Consider the following 16,561-nt stretch of genomic DNA (forward strand, 5'->3'; position numbering starts at 1 on the left):
GAGGCAACATGATCGAGATCCCTCCCGCGACTTTTCGAGTCACACCCTACGGAGAAGTGGATGGTGTAGCACTGGACAAGCTGCGAGCCAGCTTCGACACCTCCCAGCTTCTGCGACTGGTTGACCAATTCGATGCCTGTCTGGCTGAGTTAGGTGGAGTTGTGGCTGTCCGAGATGAGCTGCTGAAGCTTCATGCGATGGCCCTAACCCTTGTAGAGGGTGTGCCACTGACAGTACCTACTGAGAATGCCTGCATCTGGACGGAGGCTGAGTCGCTGCAACAGAATCTCGAGACCCTCGCTGGGTGGGTGCGCTCTGCTCAAGCTGGAATAATCCCCTTGGTCAATCTAGCGCCCGACCACGAACAGTAAGCACTTGGGAGAGTGCCTATATTGTAAATGCGCAGGCTTGAGGAAAGACCATCTCTTGCCGGATTAAATCTTCGACAGCGGCAATCCAATACTTATCGAGCGACCAGCCGAAGAACTTGACCTGTCTCACCCGAGCGTCAGGGGCCAGCACCAGATGGCGAGTGGCCTTGGCCAGCGTTACGATCAACAGTAAGCTCCAAAAGGGTTCCCGCAGGACGCCAGCCACTACTGTGAGTGGATCACCAATAATATGTACCCAGCTGATCAGCAGCGACCAGCGCCCGAAGCGGTGATAAGCCTGCTGGGTCTTTTCCAGTTTTTCTTCGCTGACGGGAAACCAGCGTTTGTGTCGGTAGTGTTCGATAAAACGGCCCAACAGCCAGTTCAGTGCTTAGCCCAGTACATTGCCCGTGGTCGCCACGGCCAGCCGTGTCCAGGCGGCATAGGGGTCGGTCAGCAGCAAGCCGACCAGCACCGCTTCCGGCTGCATGGGCAGCAGCGTGGCGGCACCGAAGGCGGCGAGGAACAGGCCGAAATAGCCGGATAACTCGCACATCAGGCTAGGCGTTCAGGCCGATCCAGCCATGGACACCCACGTAAATCCCCACACCGATGATCAATAGGCTGGACAGGTACGGAGCGCGACGCGCCACAGCACCAAGCCAGGGCCAGCGATTGGACGCCTGGCGTGCTCCGATAGCGGCGGCAGCACCAACGGTAACCAGGGTGATGGCCAGGCCAATGCTGAAGCACAACACCAGCACGGCTCCCAGCGCGACTTCCTTCACTTGTAGGCAGAGCAGCAGCACGGTGATCGCTGCCGGGCAAGGAATCAGCCCGCCCGTCAAACCGAACAGGATGATCTGGCCCGTGGTGACGTTGCGATTGCTAAAGCGCTTGCGGATATCGTTGGCATGCGCCCGCTCATGGGCATCCTGGTAGCCCTCCAACGACAGCTCCAGGCCCTCCAGTTCTGCATGATCATGGCCATGACCGTGGCCGTGCTCGTGGAACTCCAGATCATAGTCGTGAGAATGACCGGCATGGCCGAGGCTCAGGCGCGCTGTGAATTCGTGGGGTTCGGGAATCTCGTCCACTGACTCCAGGTAGTCACCTCGGTCGACGAAGCGAAACTGCTGGGCCAGGCCATCGGGGCGGGTCGTCAGCAGGCTCATTTCAGCTGCCGACCAGGCATGGCCAGTCAAGATATTCAGTCGCCAGCGCGGAGGGACGCCCTCTTCGAAGATCGACAGTTCGATGCGCCCATGCCCGGTGTCGATGCGCTGCATTTCATCGTGGTGGTGATAGTCATGCTGAAGATCATCGCCTTCCTCGAAGCGCCACATCTGCTCGCCACGCCAGGTGCGCCAAAGCATCCACAGGGCGATGGTGATAATTATGGCGGCGGACGCAAGCTGGAAATACGGCTCGGTGGTTTCGGCATTCAGGTTCTGCCCCAGGTACATGCCGGCCATGGCCACCAGCCAAACCACTGCGGTGTGGGAAAGCGTTGAGGCCAGTCCCAGCAGAACAGCCTGCTTCACCGTGCCGCGAATGGCCACGATAAACGCCGCCATCATGGTTTTCGAATGCCCTGGCTCTAGGCCATGCAAGGCTCCCAGCAGGATGGCACTGGGGAAGTACAACCAGGCCTGCGAGGCTCCCTGTTGCAGCAGTTCAGCGAAGCTCGACATGGGAAAAGGCCTAGAGGTACTTAGTGATTTGCTTGAAGTCTTCGAGCGATGCGCGTTCACCTGTCGCGAGTGCTTCGACGGTGTGTTCCAGGCAGTGATCGATATGGTCTTGGATAAGCACACGCTTGGCCTGGCAGACGGCTTTTTCCACGGCATGCAGTTGCTGAGCGATGTCGACGCAGGCCCGGCTGTCTTCGATCATGCTGACGATGCTGCGCAGGTGGCCCTCCGCACGCTTCAACCTTTTGATGATATCGCTATGACTTTGGTGCTGATGGCCGTGTTCGTGATCGCTCATGCCTTGAGTCTCATGCATCGATGAATTACGCTCGCATCCTATCCCCCTGGGGGGGATATGGTCAAACCAACTACCCCTTCAGAACAACCATCCGCTTAGGCATCAAAAGAAACACGACATGCTCAGCAACCCCATCAGCACTAAGGTGATTTTTGCCCTTGCTCTGGCCATCTTGATAGCCTGGGCCGGGCACACCTCTGCGCTCTTTATGGGTTCGAGTCAGCCAGTCGGGAGTGGCAACAATGGCGCACATTCGCATACCCATGGTGACGAGGCGCTCGCCTGTGCTGCATACGGGGATCACTGCCACTCACCGCTGACCGCCGACCATGTGCATGAAACACCGCACCTGACCACGCTGCTCAGCATCAGCACGCTGCCTGAACGTACGCAGCCGATACCCGCCCCTCGTTACTCCATTCCTCCAAGCCCGATCTTCCTGATTGAACGGCCACCGCGCGCCACATTCGTGCTCTGACATAGGCTGCTGTGCGGCCCAAGACCCCTTTAACTCAGGACTCAACCATGGATTCGTTATCCATGAGCGCAATGGGCGCATTTGTCGTGCGTCCGAATCGCTCGTTATTACTGCTGCTGTTGTTTATGGGCACCTCGAATAACGCGAGGTTTTCAGTGAATCCGACCGCCAAATGATGGCCATGATCGAATTCGGTTCGATTTCTGCGGCGAATCACCGCTTTCTGGGCGGTGTCGCCCCGTTTTTCTTCCGAATCGCCCTCTGCAGCGGCGATTCGGCCCACTCCGGGCGTCAGAAGGCCTTGATTCCCGCCTTCTGGAAGTACACCAGCCGCTTCAAGTTGTAGCAGGCCGCCATCATCGTCATCGCAAAGTTCGCGCGCCCCTGTCCGATGGTACGGATCAACTTGCCGCCCATCTGCTCGATGCTCGCGAACACGTGCTCCACTCGGGCACGCGTCTTGGCGATGCGGTGGTTGCGCCGTTGCTGACACTCGGAAAGGGGCTTGTTGCGGTACCCCTTCCTCTGGATCTGATTACGATAGCCGTGATCCTTGAGCCAGCCCTCCCGGTCTGCGCTGGTGTGGCCTCGGTCCGCATAGACATCGCGGCTCGTGTTGCTCCGGTCGATGAGCGCATCGAAGTGCTTGCTGTCATGGACGCTGGCCGTATCAGTCTCGAATTTGCGGATGATCTTGTACTTCTTGTCCACGTTGACCGAGAGCTTGTAGCCGAAGTGGTTCTTGCCGTGCTTCTGCGTCCAGGTGGCATCCGTATCCTTCTGGCGCCGTTTGGCTGGCTTCCAGTTAGCCGGCATCGCGCCTTCCCTGACCAGCTTGTTCTCCTCACGGCTGTTACGTTGCTTGGGAGCAGGCACCAGCGTGGCATCGACGATTTGGCCGCCGCGGGCGATGAATCCGTGCCGGAGCAGTTGGGCCGTGACACCGTCGAACAGGACCTTCGCGCCGGCGTCGCCGATGCGGTTCTCGAACGTCCACACGGTCGTTCGATCCGGAATATTGACCGCGCTGGCCAACCCGCAGAATCGCTTGTAGCTCATCCGGTCAAGCAACTGGTACTCCATCTGTTCATCCGACAGGTTGTACAGCCGCTTGAGCACCAGAATCCGCACCATCGTCTCCGTCGGATACGGCGGGCGACCGCCTTGAGGGCTGACAGGGCGCGGCGCTACCCGATCGACTTCCGCCGCAAGTGCCGCGAAATCGATGTACGACTCGATCTGGGCCAGCGGATCTCCAAGCGTGTCGATCTTCTTCCGATGATGTTCGTCAGCGAACAGGTCCGTCTTGATGGCAGTGCGCTTCTTCATGGCTGGTGTCAGAGAACGAAATCAGGACAACGCAATTTTACCAATCGCAGGGGGCCGAGGTTTTTCGAGGTGCCCTGAAGGAAGTCTGCTACGCCCCGAGCGTATGGGAAGGCTGGCAACGCTGGCGGGCCTGGCTACGGCATGCCCGTGACAGGGGCTTAGCGCTTCGCCAAAAACCTCAGGCGCTATATCCGCGGCATCCTCGCCAGCGCCCGTTTTCCCATGCATACCAGCCTGCTGGAGGGCGTGAACAACCGAATCAAGGTGATCAAGCGCATGGCCTATGGTTTCCGGGGCTCGGACTACTTCTTCCTGAAAGTCAAGGCTGTCTTCCCCGGGAAAGCGCGATGAACCTTTTTTATCGCTGCCTTGATCAAATCGACAGGTGGTTATGCGCGATTGATGATTTGCTCAAATACAGCCAGCGTGCTGTAGATTTTCTCTCATACCCCCCTTTCTTTTTTACAAAGAAAATCAATAATTTAGATGAAATAAGGGGATCGGTATAAGCAATGGCATGGCGGTTGCTAGCTATACGAGACTTAAAATAAAAATAGTGGTGACCCTTCAATGTTGTATTTTCTCAACTCTGTTCAGATTGGTTGCTTTCGCCATGTATATCCTCAAAGCGGGCCAGCCGTAGCCGTTACGCCTGGAGTCTGTGACGCTGGCCTAGTGCTTTCTGAGGGCGAGCCCAAGCAGGCTAGCCCGACCACCAATTTTGGTGAGGCCAAGGTCATTGGCGTGCGTGCGACTTTGCGCACCATTTTCGTCGCAGTTATCGGCTTCATCTCTCGTGATAGGGGTTATAGATGCCAGTCCAACGGTGCGGCTGCATCAATCTTCAATCTCATCGCTAACCTCAACCGACTATATGCCCAGGTCTGCAACGATATATCCAGCCTGTCGCGCATTCGCTCGAGCCTTAGTCATCTACCGCAGTCACAGCTGCAGCGACATTACTAACTAGTCGTGTCGATCTCGGAAGCTGTGCGTTTGTTGCCGAGAACTTGGCTGCATGTGATGCATTAAGTGATTTGATATCGCCGTCCTTGCTACCTATAACATTTGACGTCTACATAGGTGATTCAATGCTCGCGATAAGGAAAACTAAAGCAGGGCCAGGAGGGCTATCTGTCGATGATGTGGCCGCCCCTAAAGAGGCCCACAGTACTGACGTGCTGGTGAAAGTTGAAGCGGCCGGTATCTGTGGTACTGACTTGTTGATCTATAAATGGGGCGAGTTCGCCAAAAGAATGAAACTCCCCACTATCTTGGGTCATGAAGTTAGCGGGGTGATTGAACAGGTCGGATCTGACGTTAAAGGTCTAAGGCCTGGGATGCGCGTCAGTCTGGAGAGTCATCTCCCTTGTGGAACGTGCTACACGTGTCGACGCGGTTGGGCGCATGTTTGTCCTAAGACGCGGTATCCGGGGGTCGACTTTGATGGAGGCTTCGCGTCTTTCGTTGTGGTTCCGGAAAGCGTGTGTTGGCCGGTGCCGTGCGGAATTCCTCCGCTCCAGGCGGCAATGATGGAGCCGTTCGGGCTTGCGGTGCATGCAAGTCTGGAGGGTTCTGGGGTTTCGGGATTGAATGTTCTTGTTTCTGGTTGCGGTCCGATCGGACTTATGAACATTGCAGCCGCCAAAGCACTGGGAGCAAGCAAGGTCATTGCAACGGACATTCATCCTCTGCGCCTCACTGCAGCAGCCAAAATGGGGGCGGATGAATGCATTAATGCAACTGAAGAGAGCGTTTATAAGACTGTGCGTTCGCTGCTCGGTGAGAGGGGAGTAGATGTTGCAATTGACTATTCTGGGCAAGCAGCGGCGTTAAAGGAGCTTATTCAATCCATCACCCATGGTGGTGAGTTGCGACTGATGGGCGTCCCGTCACATGATATTTTGCTCAACTTAGAGGAGTGGCTTTTCAAAGGCCTTATTGTACGTGGCCTGCATGGCAGGCGTCTGTATGAAACATGGGAGCGTTCAACTAGCTTATTGGTTACAGGGCGTGTTGATTTGTCTTCGCTCGTATCGCATCGATTGCCACTATCGGCGGCAGAGGATGCGTTCGAAATGGCCCTAAATGGTCAGTCCTTGAAAATCCTGTTTGAGCCCAATGGCTCATGTATCTAATTTATAACTTTGAAGTTAAGGAGGCATAATTATGCGGGAAACAAAAGAGCAGCCTATCTGGTACGGGAAGGTGTTTAGTTCTAATTGGGTAGAGGCGCGGGGAGGTGTTGCCAATGTTGTCGATCCGTCCAATGGAGACATTCTTGGCATTACGGGTGTTGCTAACGGCGAAGATGTCGATGCTGCTGTGAACGCAGCTAAGAGAGCGCAAAAGGAATGGGCCGCAATACCATTTAGTGAAAGAGCCGCCATTGTCCGCAAGGCTGCCGAAAAACTAAAGGAGCGCGAGTATGAATTCGCCGATTGGAACGTACGGGAATGCGGCGCAATTCGTCCGAAGGGCTTATGGGAGGCCGGAATTGCGTATGAGCAAATGCATCAAGCTGCGGGTCTAGCTTCTTTGCCTAACGGTACATTGTTTCCATCGGCAGTTCCAGGGCGCATGAATCTTTGTCAGCGCGTTCCAGTTGGCGTGGTCGGCGTAATTGCACCTTGGAATTTCCCGTTGTTTCTAGCAATGCGTTCGGTAGCACCAGCCTTAGCGTTGGGTAATGCGGTGATCTTAAAGCCCGACCTTCAGACTGCTGTCACCGGGGGGGCGCTCATTGCCGAAATCTTTTCCGACGCTGGCATGCCGGACGGTGTTCTTCACGTTCTTCCTGGTGGAGCGGACGTAGGAGAGTCAATGGTTGCGAACTCCGGAATTAACATGATTTCTTTTACCGGGTCCACACAGGTGGGCCGGTTGATCGGAGAGAAATGCGGGAGAATGCTGAAAAAGGTTGCGCTTGAACTGGGTGGTAATAATGTCCACATCGTGTTGCCTGACGCCGATTTAGAAGGGGCTGTCAGCTGCGCTGCTTGGGGTACGTTTTTGCATCAGGGCCAAGTGTGCATGGCCGCCGGACGTCATTTAGTACATAGGGACGTTGCTCAGCAATATGCAGAGAAACTGGCGCTACGTGCCAAGAACTTAGTGGTGGGGGATCCAAACTCGGATCAAGTGCATCTCGGCCCGCTTATCAATGAGAAACAGGTAGTTCGCGTCCACGCGCTCGTTGAATCTGCGCAAAGGGCCGGTGCTCAGGTTTTGGCGGGAGGTACGTATCAAGATCGCTACTACCAAGCTACCGTAATCATGGATGTGAAGCCGGAGATGGAGGTTTTCAAATCTGAAATTTTCGGCCCGGTGGCTCCGATCACTGTATTTGACAGTATTGAAGAGGCGATTGAATTGGCAAACTGTTCGGAGTATGGGTTGGCCGCATCTATCCATACTAGGGCGTTGGCGACTGGTCTAGACATCGCAAAGCGTCTAAATACCGGTATGGTCCATATTAATGACCAGCCAATTAACTGTGAGCCGCATGTTCCCTTCGGAGGAATGGGTGCCTCGGGTAGCGGAGGCCGGTTTGGCGGACCTGCAAGTATTGAAGAATTTACTCAATCTCAATGGATTAGTATGGTTGAGAAGCCAGCTAATTACCCATTTTGAGTCGACAATAATAAAGTAGGAGGATATATGGACACGCTTCGTTATTACCTGATTCCTGTTGTTACTGCTTGCGGGCTGATCGGATTTTACTATGGTGGCTATTGGGTTTGGCTTGGGGCGGCAACATTCCCTGCACTGATGGTGCTTGATGTCATTTTACCGAAGGATTTTTCGGCCAGAAAGGTAAGTCCCTTTTTCGCAGACCTTACCCAGTATTTGCAGTTACCATTAATGATCGGTCTATATGGGCTCCTTGTCTTCGGAGTTGAAAACGGGCGTATCGAACTTAGTGAGCCGTTACAAGTGGCAGGGTGCATTCTTTCTTTGGCTTGGCTTAGTGGTGTGCCAACTCTTCCGGTTTCGCATGAGTTGATGCATCGTCGCCACTGGTTGCCTCGGAAAATGGCGCAGCTATTGGCTATGTTTTATGGTGATCCGAACCGAGACATTGCCCATGTCAACACGCATCACCTTTACTTAGATACGCCTCTCGATAGCGATACTCCGTACCGTGGTCAGACAATTTACAGTTTCGTGATCAGTGCGACAGTTGGTTCCGTCAAAGATGCGATAAAGATTGAGGCTGAAACTTTACGTAGAAAAGGACAGTCACCGTGGAATTTGTCCAACAAAACATATCAATATGTCGCACTTCTGCTCGCTCTGCCTGGCTTGGTTTCTTATCTGGGCGGGCCAGCATTAGGGTTGGTTACGATTGCTTCGATGATTATTGCGAAAGGGATAGTCGAGGGTTTTAATTACTTTCAGCACTATGGTTTAGTACGCGATTTAGATCAGCCTATCCTCCTGCACCACGCGTGGAATCATATGGGAACAATTGTGCGCCCGCTGGGTTGCGAAATTACTAACCATATCAATCATCATATTGACGGCTATACACGGTTCTATGAGTTGCGTCCGGAAAAAGAAGCCCCGCAGATGCCTTCGCTCTTTGTGTGTTTCCTTCTAGGGCTTATTCCGCCTCTTTGGTTCGCTCTCATTGCAAAACCAAAGTTGAGAGACTGGGACCAGCGGTACGCAACTCCAGGTGAGCGCGAACTGGCTATGGCTGCAAATAAAAAAGCGGGATGGCCACTGTGGTGTGAAAGTGAACTGGGTCGGGTGGCTAGCATTTGATAATACAGGCAGTCTAAACCGTTTCGACTGAGACCGTAGATAAGCGAAGAGCGAACGAACTCTACGGTCTCTTTTTGAAAAAAACGTTCCAAATGGGACAAAGTTTCCGTTTTTTCTAATTAACGGGCGTCTAACTGAGCGATGGGTTTATGAATGAGTTTTTTAAGAAAATCTCTGGTTTATTTGTGCCGCCTCCGGAATCTACCGTTTCAGTCAGAGGGCAGGGGTTTCAGTTTAAGGTGCCACGCGGGCAAACCATTCTGGAAAGCGCTCTGCATCAAGGAATTGCCTTTCCGCATGATTGCAAAGTCGGATCTTGTGGGACATGTAAATATAAACTGATATCTGGCAGGGTCAATGAGTTGACCTCTTCTGCTATGGGTCTGAGTGGCGATCTGTATCAGTCCGGCTATCGTTTGGGTTGTCAATGCATACCAAAAGAAGATCTCGAGATAGAGCTAGACACAGTGCTCGGGCAGGCGTTAGTTCCAATAGAAACGAGTGCCTTGATTAGTAAGCAGAAACGGCTGGCGCACGATATAGTCGAGATGGAAGTAGTGCCCGATAAGCAGATAGCCTTCTACCCCGGCCAGTATGCAGATGTAGAATGTGCAGAATGCTCTGCTGTAAGGAGTTATTCTTTTTCCGCTCCGCCCCAACCTGACGGCTCCCTGAGCTTCCATGTTCGCCTTGTCCCAGGTGGAGTTTTCAGTGGTTGGCTATTTGGTGGCGATCGTACAGGAGCGACACTAACCCTGCGAGCGCCTTATGGACAGTTCGGGCTCCATGAGAGCAATGCCACGATGGTCTGCGTAGCCGGCGGAACGGGGCTTGCTCCAATTAAATGTGTTTTGCAGAGCATGACCCAGGCCCAGCGAGAGCGTGATGTGTTGTTGTTCTTTGGAGCTCGTCAACAACGTGACCTATATTGCCTCGACGAAATAGAAGCGCTGCAACTCGATTGGGGTGGGCGCTTCGAGCTTATTCCAGTTTTGTCCGAAGAGTCTTCTACGTCGTCATGGAAAGGGAAACGTGGCATGGTAACCGAGTATTTTAAGGAGTACCTCACTGGGCAGCCTTATGAAGGATACCTTTGCGGGCCGCCCCCTATGGTGGACGCTGCCGAGACCGAGCTCGTTCGACTTGGTGTTGCGCGGGAATTAGTGTTTGCGGACCGTTTTTATAATAGACCTCCTTGCTAGCAGTAGCAGAAGCTTACAAGTTTAACTGTGGTTCGATGCATAGTCTAGCTTACGGTATTCGAGCTAATCGGTGAGTTAATGATTGGAATCGTCTTGCGGCCAAAAATTGATGGCAGTGAGATAAATAGGTTGTTGTCCAAAAGGTTGGTAAAGATCGGTTTATAACTTTAGTCTAAAATAAAGAGGGAGATGGAAATGGAAATCAAAGCAGCAATAGTTCGCCAAAAAAATGGCCCGTTCTTACTTGAGCATGTAGCTCTTAATGAGCCAGCTGAAGATCAGGTTCTCGTTAGATTGGTTGCAACCGGGCTGTGTCATACGGATCTGGTTTGTCGCGATCAGCATTATCCGGTTCCACTACCGATGGTATTTGGGCATGAAGGGGCTGGTGTGGTTGAGCGGGTTGGGTCCGCGGTCAAAAAGGTTCAGCCGGGCGACCATGTTGTTTTGACATTTTATACCTGCGGGAGTTGTGATGCTTGTCTTTCCGGAGACCCTACCAGTTGTGCAAACTCATTTGGCCCTAACTTTATGGGGCGCTCGGTAACCGGGGAGTGCACCATCCACGATCACCAAGGGGCAGAGGTGGGAGCAAGCTTTTTTGGGCAGTCCTCCTTTGCGACATATGCGCTATCTTATGAACGTAACACTGTGAAGGTTACAAAAGACGTACCGCTTGAGTTGCTTGGGCCTCTTGGTTGTGGCATTCAAACTGGCGCAGGGTCTGTTCTGAATGCGCTTAATCCGCCAGCGGGTTCTGCTATCGCAATTTTTGGTGCTGGGGCAGTTGGTCTTTCGGCCGTGATGGCTGCCGTTGTAGCAGGTTGTACCACCATCATCGCTGTCGACGTTAAGGAAAACCGGCTGGAACTAGCCAGTGAACTTGGGGCGACGCACATTATTAACCCGGCCGCTAACGATCCCATTGAGGCGATCAAAGAGATATTCGCTGACGGTGTTCCGTATGTATTGGAGACTAGCGGTTTGCCCGCCGTGCTTACGCAGGCGATCCTCAGCTCTGCTATAGGCGGTGAGATCGGTATTGTAGGGGCGCCACCTATGGGGGCCACGGTGCCCGTTGACATTAACTTCCTGCTATTCAATCGTAAGCTTCGTGGAATCGTTGAGGGTCAGTCGATCTCGGATATTTTCATTCCCAGGCTGGTGGAGCTTTATCGCCAGGGGAAGTTTCCGTTTGACAAGCTGATTAAGTTTTATCCTTTTGATGAAATCAATCGAGCCGCCGAAGATTCGGAAAAAGGCGTGACGCTTAAGCCGGTACTCCGGATTGGTTGACGCGTGCTGGTAGAAATGCGCGGCCCGTGTGGAACTTTTCCAACGTTGCGTAGAGAATGTGTTGTTCGATGTTGTTTTCCCCATATAAAAACGTTAATAAACGGTGAAGCATATGAAAATAAAAAATTTACCCAATAAAGTAATTAGTGGTGCGATCTTGGGTATCGCATCAAGCCATGCGATAGCGACGGATGGTTTGTTCTTGGAGGGCTTTGGAGCAATTTCTAGGAGCATGGGTGGAACGGCTGTTGCGCATTATGTCGGGCCCGCGTCGATGATGGTCAACCCAGCGACCATGGATTTATCTGATTCTGCCGGCGAACTGTTGCTCGGATTCGATCTTATCACTACAGACATTGGCGCCACTAACCCGGAGACCGGGGAACATGTGTCGTCGAGTGACCATTCGAACAACAGAGGACCCTATGTTGCCCCCCAGTTTGCTTATATCCACAAGGTTTCCAACTGGACCTTCGGTGCGGGCGTGTTTGCACAAGCCGGTGTAGGGGTGGAATATGGGAATGACAGTTTTTTGTCGCGCGGTGATGTTGGTGGAAAGGGTTATGCTGCCGGGGCGGACACCGGTCTTGAAAATGCTAGCCGTTTGTTTATCCTTGATATACCTTTTGCTGCGAGCTTTAAAGTTAACGATCGCCTGGCCATTGGCGGTTCACTTGATGCCAAGTGGACTGGCTTGAATCTTGATTATTTACTTGGAATGAACCAGCTAGGGAGTCTAGCGGGGGATGGGCGAGCGTCCGGCTCCTTAATGGGGGTGATTGGAACCTTGCCCGACCCACGGGGTGTCCATTTGAGCGTTAGCAAAAACAAAGAGATGTCGAGTGGCGTTGATGGGTGGGGGTATTCGGCCAGATTAGGGTTATTGTACAAGGTGGCCCCCACAACGAATGTGGGTGTCTCCTACATGTTCAAAAGTCACATGAACGACTTGAAAGGGAAGGGGACTGTTACAGCGGTGGACGGTATTGCCGGTAATGTGCCTATCGAAGGCGAGGTTCGGTTTTTGGACTTCAATACGCCAGCCAAGCTTGATGTGGGTATCAGCCATCAGGTCACGGATAAATGGTTGATCGCTTTTGATGTTTCTCGCGTTTTCTGGAAGGATGCTTTGAAGGACATTAAATTGGGGTTCGCCAGTGGGATGGGCGATGTTGACTTAAAGCTGCCGCAGGATGCCAAGGATCAAACGATCATGGCGATTGGCACGTCGTATGCGGCAACCCCGCGTTTAACCCTGCGAGCAGGATACCGTCATGCCACGCAGCCATTCAATGACGAAGGGCTGCTGGCGCTGATTCCAGCAGTGCTACAGGATCATGCCTCTTTAGGATTTAGTTATCAGTTATCCAAATCAGGCAGATTCGATGCTGCCTACTCGCACGCCTTCAAGGAAAGTATGACCAACCGGTCGGCTTACAACACCTCATCGCCCGTGAAATCGTCCATAGCGCAAGATAATTTCGTCCTGGCCTATAATTATTCATTCTGATTAAAACGCTTATCGTAAGCTTCTGAAGTTCGAACTAATCAATTTGAGCCGCTATCTTTGTTGGCTCAATCTTCGGGTTCAATAGCTATCTGGTTAACTAGCCTGGTAGGCATGAGTGGCTACTGAGATGTGCATTGCAGGTCAGGTTGGTGGCGATAAGTCTTGATGCTGGCTTAAGATCATAATATTAGCAAGGAGGCGGACTGAAAGTTGCACTTGCGTATTCGTTAGCGATACTTCTTGACCGTCTTTGAGCGAGCAAGTAAGTCAATGTGCTATCGATGGAATGAGCTTACTGGAAGACCGCTGGTTTTCGTCGTTGCTATATTCTAGCAATGCCACATTATTGGGGGCGGCGAGTGGCGGCCGTCATTCTATAAAGACACCAAATTGAGGAGCAACTGATGGAGCTTGTGAAGTGGATATTCTGGTGGATGGTAGCGGCTGCTTCGGGCGGGTTGCTTTTAGCCCTGCTGACGGCTATAAAGGTGCGTTACCCTTCGTGGTTGAGGTTGGCGCACGGTGGGCTCGCCTTCGCGGGACTCGTGACGCTGGTCTATGCGTTGTTTAGCGGCGGGCCCGATGCTTCGATTCCGCAGGCCGCTTTCTGGGCGCTGGGCCTGCTGGTAGCAGCCTTTCTGGGAGGGGCGTTGTTTTTTGGGGTGCTGTTCCGTAACGCCAAGCCTTGGTGGGCGATCATCGGGCACGGCGGCTTGGCGTTGGCGGGCGTTGTCGTGCTATTTATGGCCGCCTATTAAGGCGCGAGGGTGCCTTGCACCTGCACCGTCTGTTTGGTGGCGCGGATTATAGCTGCACAACAGTTCCGATAGTGTGGACGTGGGCGCATCAGTTTTTTTGGGGGTATAAAGAGCCGACTCAGGTGGGGGACCAGTAAGCGCACCTCATGAATTAACCCGGCTTATTCATGAGGCCGACCTGAAAACGAAGATAGCGGATGGTATTCTCTCGGAAATTCAGTGTGTTCCGCCAAGAACATGAACCAAGACAGCCATCCGCTATGGGGGAAAGCTTTCCGCCTGGACGCCCTCCTGAAACGGCGCTGTTCGTGTCGAGCTGAGCGGCCAGCGCACCACCAGCGACAGCGGTGCTCTGTAAGCCCCTAGCTCAGGGTCGGCTGTCTCAAGCCACGCTGTCGCGGCTGCTGACCTGCATGGGGCGAAATGACAACATCGATGCTGTGCATGAAGACCTGCTGCTGTTGGTGGTCTGGCGTCTGACCTCGCTGAAGCATGGCCAACGCCCCGAGCAGCTGACGCTGGACATCGACGGCGTGCCGATCGATGTCCACGGCCACTAGGGTGGCTCGGCGTTTCATGGGCTTTACAGCGCACGGATTTACTCACCGCTGGTGGCTTCGCTGGCCGAAACGGGCGACATGGTGGGTGGCCTGCTGCGCAGCCACATCGGCCTGCAGAAGCTGGCGGCACCGCACCTGAAGCGGCCACCGGGCCGTCAACCCGAGCAGCCTCGGGAGTGGTGCCACGACCTTGAGTACCAGGCTGGTTCCTGGCCGACGCCACGGCGCGTGGTGCTGGTGCTGGTGGTGCAGGAACGCCCCGATGACCTGTTGGTGCATGCCTTCTTCCTGGTCACCAACCTCGGCAAGTTCGACTGGCCATCGGAGAAGATCCTGGCGCTCTCCGCAAGCGAGGCAGCGCCGAGGCGTACATGGGCAAGGTCAAGTCGGCGCTCGCCGCACACCTCTCATCGACTGATCGCGGCGCCTCCACTGTCTAGGACGCGATGGCCCGCAACGAGGTGAGCCTGCTGCTCAGCCTCTACGCCGGAGCTGTGGCGCCCACCAAGAGCGCTGCAGAAAAGTTTAAGTTGTGTATGCCATCGAGACGGCAGGAGGGGTCTGGCGAATAGCACGGCGCAACTGGTGACACTATTCGCGCTGTCGAATCGGTGGATGGCACGCCCGCATTTACTGACGAACGCAGGAGAGGTGCGCCTGTAGTGAGGGGAATGGCTACCGCGAGTTGCTCGCGGCGGCTGATTGATTTGCCGCTTTTAAAATCAGCGGAGGCTGAAGTCAGCCAGAAATGCATGGCTACTTCAGAGGATCTTTAGCACCGCTGCCTAGTAGCCTGTCGGACTTGAGTTCACGAGAGGGGCATCAGGAGCGAAGGCGAAGCCATTCGTCCGCTGCCGGCAGCGACGTGCCTACGAGATCCAGCGGTCGAGCAGGCTAGCGGCGTCATCCGGTGCGGGGCGTGCTTGATAGCGTTGGCGCAATGCCTCTTTCAGGCGCAAGGCACGCGCTGTCTTCAGGCCGCTGCGCTGCAGCCAATGCATGCTGTCGATCTGTTTGCGATACCAGTGCGCCGCGCGCTTGAGCAACGCCCAACGACTGCCTTTTAGCTCCGGCGCGAGCTTCACTTCCGCACGCCGAACCTGGTCGAGCGCCCGACTGGCCAGCGCCACCACATGAAATGGATCGAAGGCGAGGCGCGCCTGCGGATGCTGCTTGGCCGCGCCCGCCTGGAAGGCCCTGGGCAGTCGATACCAATGTCGGTGATCGCGTCGGGCTCGCCACCATACGCACGCAGATCGGCTGCGAACGTCGCAAAGGTCTGGGCATCCCGGCCCGGCGTGGCGAACAGCAAGCGCCGCGCATCGGTATTATGGAACAACGTCACGTAGAGCGCTGGCCGCGACGGGGGTTAGTCTCGTCCACACACGGCCGCCGCGCCGCGCTGAAGTTCACTGCGTGCACCCCACCCACGGCGGTGGGCATCGATGAGACGCGAAACTGGAAGAAGTGCAGGTGCTGCCAACGGCGCTCGCCCCGGTCGTGGATTGGCTGCTCCGGCGCAGGGCACGCCGGACACGGCAAGCGCTAGCTTGGCACTCTACGAAGTAGATCACGTGAATCCGGTTCGCAGCCCGTTCCGATTGTTTGCGGCAGATTCCAGCCGACCACCGCAGCATCTCACCATCCAGACGACTGCGGAACGGCGTGATGATACCCCTTGGCAACCCGCTGCCCCCTTGCCGCCGTGTGCCGGCCTTGGCCTTGGCGCTGATCATCGCGCTGGCCGGCGCATCGCCCGCATCGGCCGGCGATGCTGCCGCTGAACACGAGCAACTGGCCGCGCTCGCCCGCCAACTCGACCTGATCGACCGCCTGGCCGAGCACGCCGCCAGTACCACGCCGCAGGCGCGCGCCCGCTACCACTTCGACTACGCCCGGCTGCGTGCCGACCTGACGCGCGTGCGTACCGGCGTGCAGGACTACCTCGTGCCCCAGCGCGCCCAGCCGCGCGATCCCGTCCCGCTGGCCGGCGATTACGTCCGCCGTGAGCGCGCCGACGACGAGGAGCCGTCGCCATGACGCCCTCTGCCGATCAGGTCGCCGCCTTCCAGGCCAACGGCGGCTTTGCGCCTTCGGCCGTCTCCGCCGTGGTGCTGGGCTTCGTGTTCGCCGTGTTGCTGCTGTGGGGCGTGTGGGCCGTGCGCACCGCCTATGTCGGCTGGGCCGAGCATCGCATCACCGAACGTCAGTTCCTCGCCGTCGTCGTGCGCTTCGTGGCGATGTACCTGGTGCTGGCCTTCTTCCTCCTGTCCTGACCGCCACGAAGGGCCATAC

General features: G+C 55.0%; 17 protein-coding genes and 5 pseudogenes. 16 read left to right on the forward strand and 6 right to left on the reverse strand.

The genetic code is table 11. The features are described from left to right. Nucleotides 1-8: 8 nt before the first annotated feature. Nucleotides 9-371: a Tn3 family transposase post-transcriptional regulator TnpC gene (gene tnpC, locus CKW37_RS27940; protein ID WP_010953865.1), complete on the forward strand. Its 363-nt coding sequence runs from the start codon at nucleotides 9-11 to the stop codon at nucleotides 369-371. A gap of 145 nt (nucleotides 372-516) precedes the next feature. Here the strand turns inward: tnpC and CKW37_RS27945 are convergent. From CKW37_RS27945 to mreA, 3 genes and pseudogenes are all read right to left on the reverse strand, one after another. After that, nucleotides 517-927 (reverse strand): annotated as a pseudogene (locus tag CKW37_RS27945) (YqaA family protein); the annotation flags it as partial. Nucleotides 928-931: 4 nt separating this feature from the next. After that, complete coding sequence (mrdH, locus tag CKW37_RS27950) at nucleotides 932-2,065, reverse strand: Ni(II)/Co(II) efflux transporter permease subunit MrdH (RefSeq protein ID WP_010953868.1); 1,134 nt, start codon at nucleotides 2,063-2,065, stop codon at nucleotides 932-934. Between the two features lie 10 nt (nucleotides 2,066-2,075). After that, nucleotides 2,076-2,363, reverse strand: coding sequence for a metal-sensing transcriptional repressor MreA (gene mreA, locus CKW37_RS27955; protein ID WP_010953869.1), 288 nt, complete (start codon nucleotides 2,361-2,363; stop codon nucleotides 2,076-2,078). Nucleotides 2,364-2,481: 118 nt separating this feature from the next. On the opposite strand from mreA, the gene CKW37_RS27960 reads away from it, so the two are divergent. Beyond that, nucleotides 2,482-2,841: a hypothetical protein gene (locus tag CKW37_RS27960; protein ID WP_010953870.1), complete on the forward strand. Its 360-nt coding sequence runs from the start codon at nucleotides 2,482-2,484 to the stop codon at nucleotides 2,839-2,841. A 34-nt stretch (nucleotides 2,842-2,875) separates the two neighbouring features. On the opposite strand, the gene CKW37_RS32865 is transcribed toward CKW37_RS27960, so the two are convergent. Then, nucleotides 2,876-3,124, reverse strand: coding sequence for a hypothetical protein (locus CKW37_RS32865; RefSeq protein WP_090315687.1), 249 nt, complete (start codon nucleotides 3,122-3,124; stop codon nucleotides 2,876-2,878). 8 nt (nucleotides 3,125-3,132) lie between these two features. Further along, a complete protein-coding gene (locus CKW37_RS27965) occupies nucleotides 3,133-4,170 on the reverse strand; it encodes an IS5 family transposase (RefSeq protein WP_023082810.1) in 1,038 nt (345 codons plus the stop codon). Between the two features lie 59 nt (nucleotides 4,171-4,229). Between CKW37_RS27965 and CKW37_RS33835 the strand changes: the two are divergent. The 11 genes and pseudogenes from CKW37_RS33835 to CKW37_RS28015 form a co-directional block, all read left to right on the forward strand. After that, nucleotides 4,230-4,521: pseudogene (locus tag CKW37_RS33835) on the forward strand (transposase); the annotation flags it as partial. 740 nt (nucleotides 4,522-5,261) lie between these two features. Continuing rightward, a pseudogene (locus CKW37_RS33840) lies at nucleotides 5,262-5,660 on the forward strand (alcohol dehydrogenase catalytic domain-containing protein); the annotation flags it as partial. A 39-nt stretch (nucleotides 5,661-5,699) separates the two neighbouring features. Continuing rightward, nucleotides 5,700-6,308, forward strand: a complete 609-nt coding sequence (locus tag CKW37_RS33360; protein ID WP_226930338.1) for a zinc-binding dehydrogenase — start codon at nucleotides 5,700-5,702, stop codon at nucleotides 6,306-6,308. Nucleotides 6,309-6,339: 31 nt separating this feature from the next. After that, nucleotides 6,340-7,803 carry a benzaldehyde dehydrogenase gene (locus tag CKW37_RS27980; protein ID WP_011005931.1) on the forward strand — a complete coding sequence of 488 codons (1,464 nt, stop codon included), beginning with the start codon at nucleotides 6,340-6,342 and terminating at the stop codon, nucleotides 7,801-7,803. 27 nt (nucleotides 7,804-7,830) lie between these two features. Continuing rightward, nucleotides 7,831-8,940, forward strand: a complete 1,110-nt coding sequence (gene xylM, locus CKW37_RS27985) for a xylene monooxygenase subunit XylM (RefSeq protein WP_011005930.1) — start codon at nucleotides 7,831-7,833, stop codon at nucleotides 8,938-8,940. 149 nt (nucleotides 8,941-9,089) lie between these two features. Then, entirely contained in the window at nucleotides 9,090-10,142 is a 1,053-nt protein-coding gene (locus CKW37_RS27990) for a 2Fe-2S iron-sulfur cluster-binding protein (RefSeq protein ID WP_011005929.1), read from the forward strand. Nucleotides 10,143-10,337: 195 nt separating this feature from the next. Continuing rightward, nucleotides 10,338-11,438: an NAD(P)-dependent alcohol dehydrogenase gene (locus CKW37_RS27995; protein WP_011005928.1), complete on the forward strand. Its 1,101-nt coding sequence runs from the start codon at nucleotides 10,338-10,340 to the stop codon at nucleotides 11,436-11,438. Between the two features lie 112 nt (nucleotides 11,439-11,550). Next, the gene (locus CKW37_RS28000) at nucleotides 11,551-12,948 is read left to right on the forward strand and encodes an OmpP1/FadL family transporter (protein WP_095159411.1); all 1,398 of its coding nucleotides are present in this window, start codon (nucleotides 11,551-11,553) and stop codon (nucleotides 12,946-12,948) included. 404 nt (nucleotides 12,949-13,352) lie between these two features. Then, the gene (locus tag CKW37_RS28005) at nucleotides 13,353-13,706 is read left to right on the forward strand and encodes a hypothetical protein (protein WP_011005926.1); all 354 of its coding nucleotides are present in this window, start codon (nucleotides 13,353-13,355) and stop codon (nucleotides 13,704-13,706) included. A gap of 221 nt (nucleotides 13,707-13,927) precedes the next feature. Beyond that, nucleotides 13,928-14,703, forward strand: a pseudogene (locus CKW37_RS28010) (transposase); the annotation flags it as partial. Nucleotides 14,704-14,821: 118 nt separating this feature from the next. Beyond that, nucleotides 14,822-14,929, forward strand: a pseudogene (locus tag CKW37_RS28015) (IS5/IS1182 family transposase); the annotation flags it as partial. 206 nt (nucleotides 14,930-15,135) lie between these two features. Here the strand turns inward: CKW37_RS28015 and CKW37_RS28020 are convergent. Then, the gene (locus CKW37_RS28020; RefSeq protein WP_081262894.1) at nucleotides 15,136-15,471 is read right to left on the reverse strand and encodes a transposase; all 336 of its coding nucleotides are present in this window, start codon (nucleotides 15,469-15,471) and stop codon (nucleotides 15,136-15,138) included. On the opposite strand from CKW37_RS28020, the gene CKW37_RS32695 reads away from it, so the two are divergent. The 3 genes from CKW37_RS32695 to CKW37_RS28030 all read left to right on the forward strand — a co-directional run bounded on the left by CKW37_RS32695 (nucleotide 15,400) and on the right by CKW37_RS28030 (nucleotide 16,542). Continuing rightward, nucleotides 15,400-15,615 carry a hypothetical protein gene (locus CKW37_RS32695; RefSeq protein ID WP_064481777.1) on the forward strand — a complete coding sequence of 72 codons (216 nt, stop codon included), beginning with the start codon at nucleotides 15,400-15,402 and terminating at the stop codon, nucleotides 15,613-15,615. The two genes, CKW37_RS28020 and CKW37_RS32695, sit on opposite strands and share 72 nt — an antisense overlap. Nucleotides 15,616-15,934: 319 nt before the next feature. Next, complete coding sequence (locus CKW37_RS28025; protein WP_011005922.1) at nucleotides 15,935-16,306, forward strand: RAQPRD family integrative conjugative element protein; 372 nt, start codon at nucleotides 15,935-15,937, stop codon at nucleotides 16,304-16,306. After that, a complete protein-coding gene (locus CKW37_RS28030; protein ID WP_011005921.1) occupies nucleotides 16,303-16,542 on the forward strand; it encodes a TIGR03758 family integrating conjugative element protein in 240 nt (79 codons plus the stop codon). The genes CKW37_RS28025 and CKW37_RS28030 overlap by 4 nt, the downstream gene beginning before the upstream one ends. Nucleotides 16,543-16,561: the final 19 nt, after the last annotated feature.

It is taken from the genome of Pseudomonas sp. Irchel 3E13 (assembly GCF_900187455.1).
In the GTDB taxonomy this organism is placed as follows: domain Bacteria; phylum Pseudomonadota; class Gammaproteobacteria; order Pseudomonadales; family Pseudomonadaceae; genus Aquipseudomonas.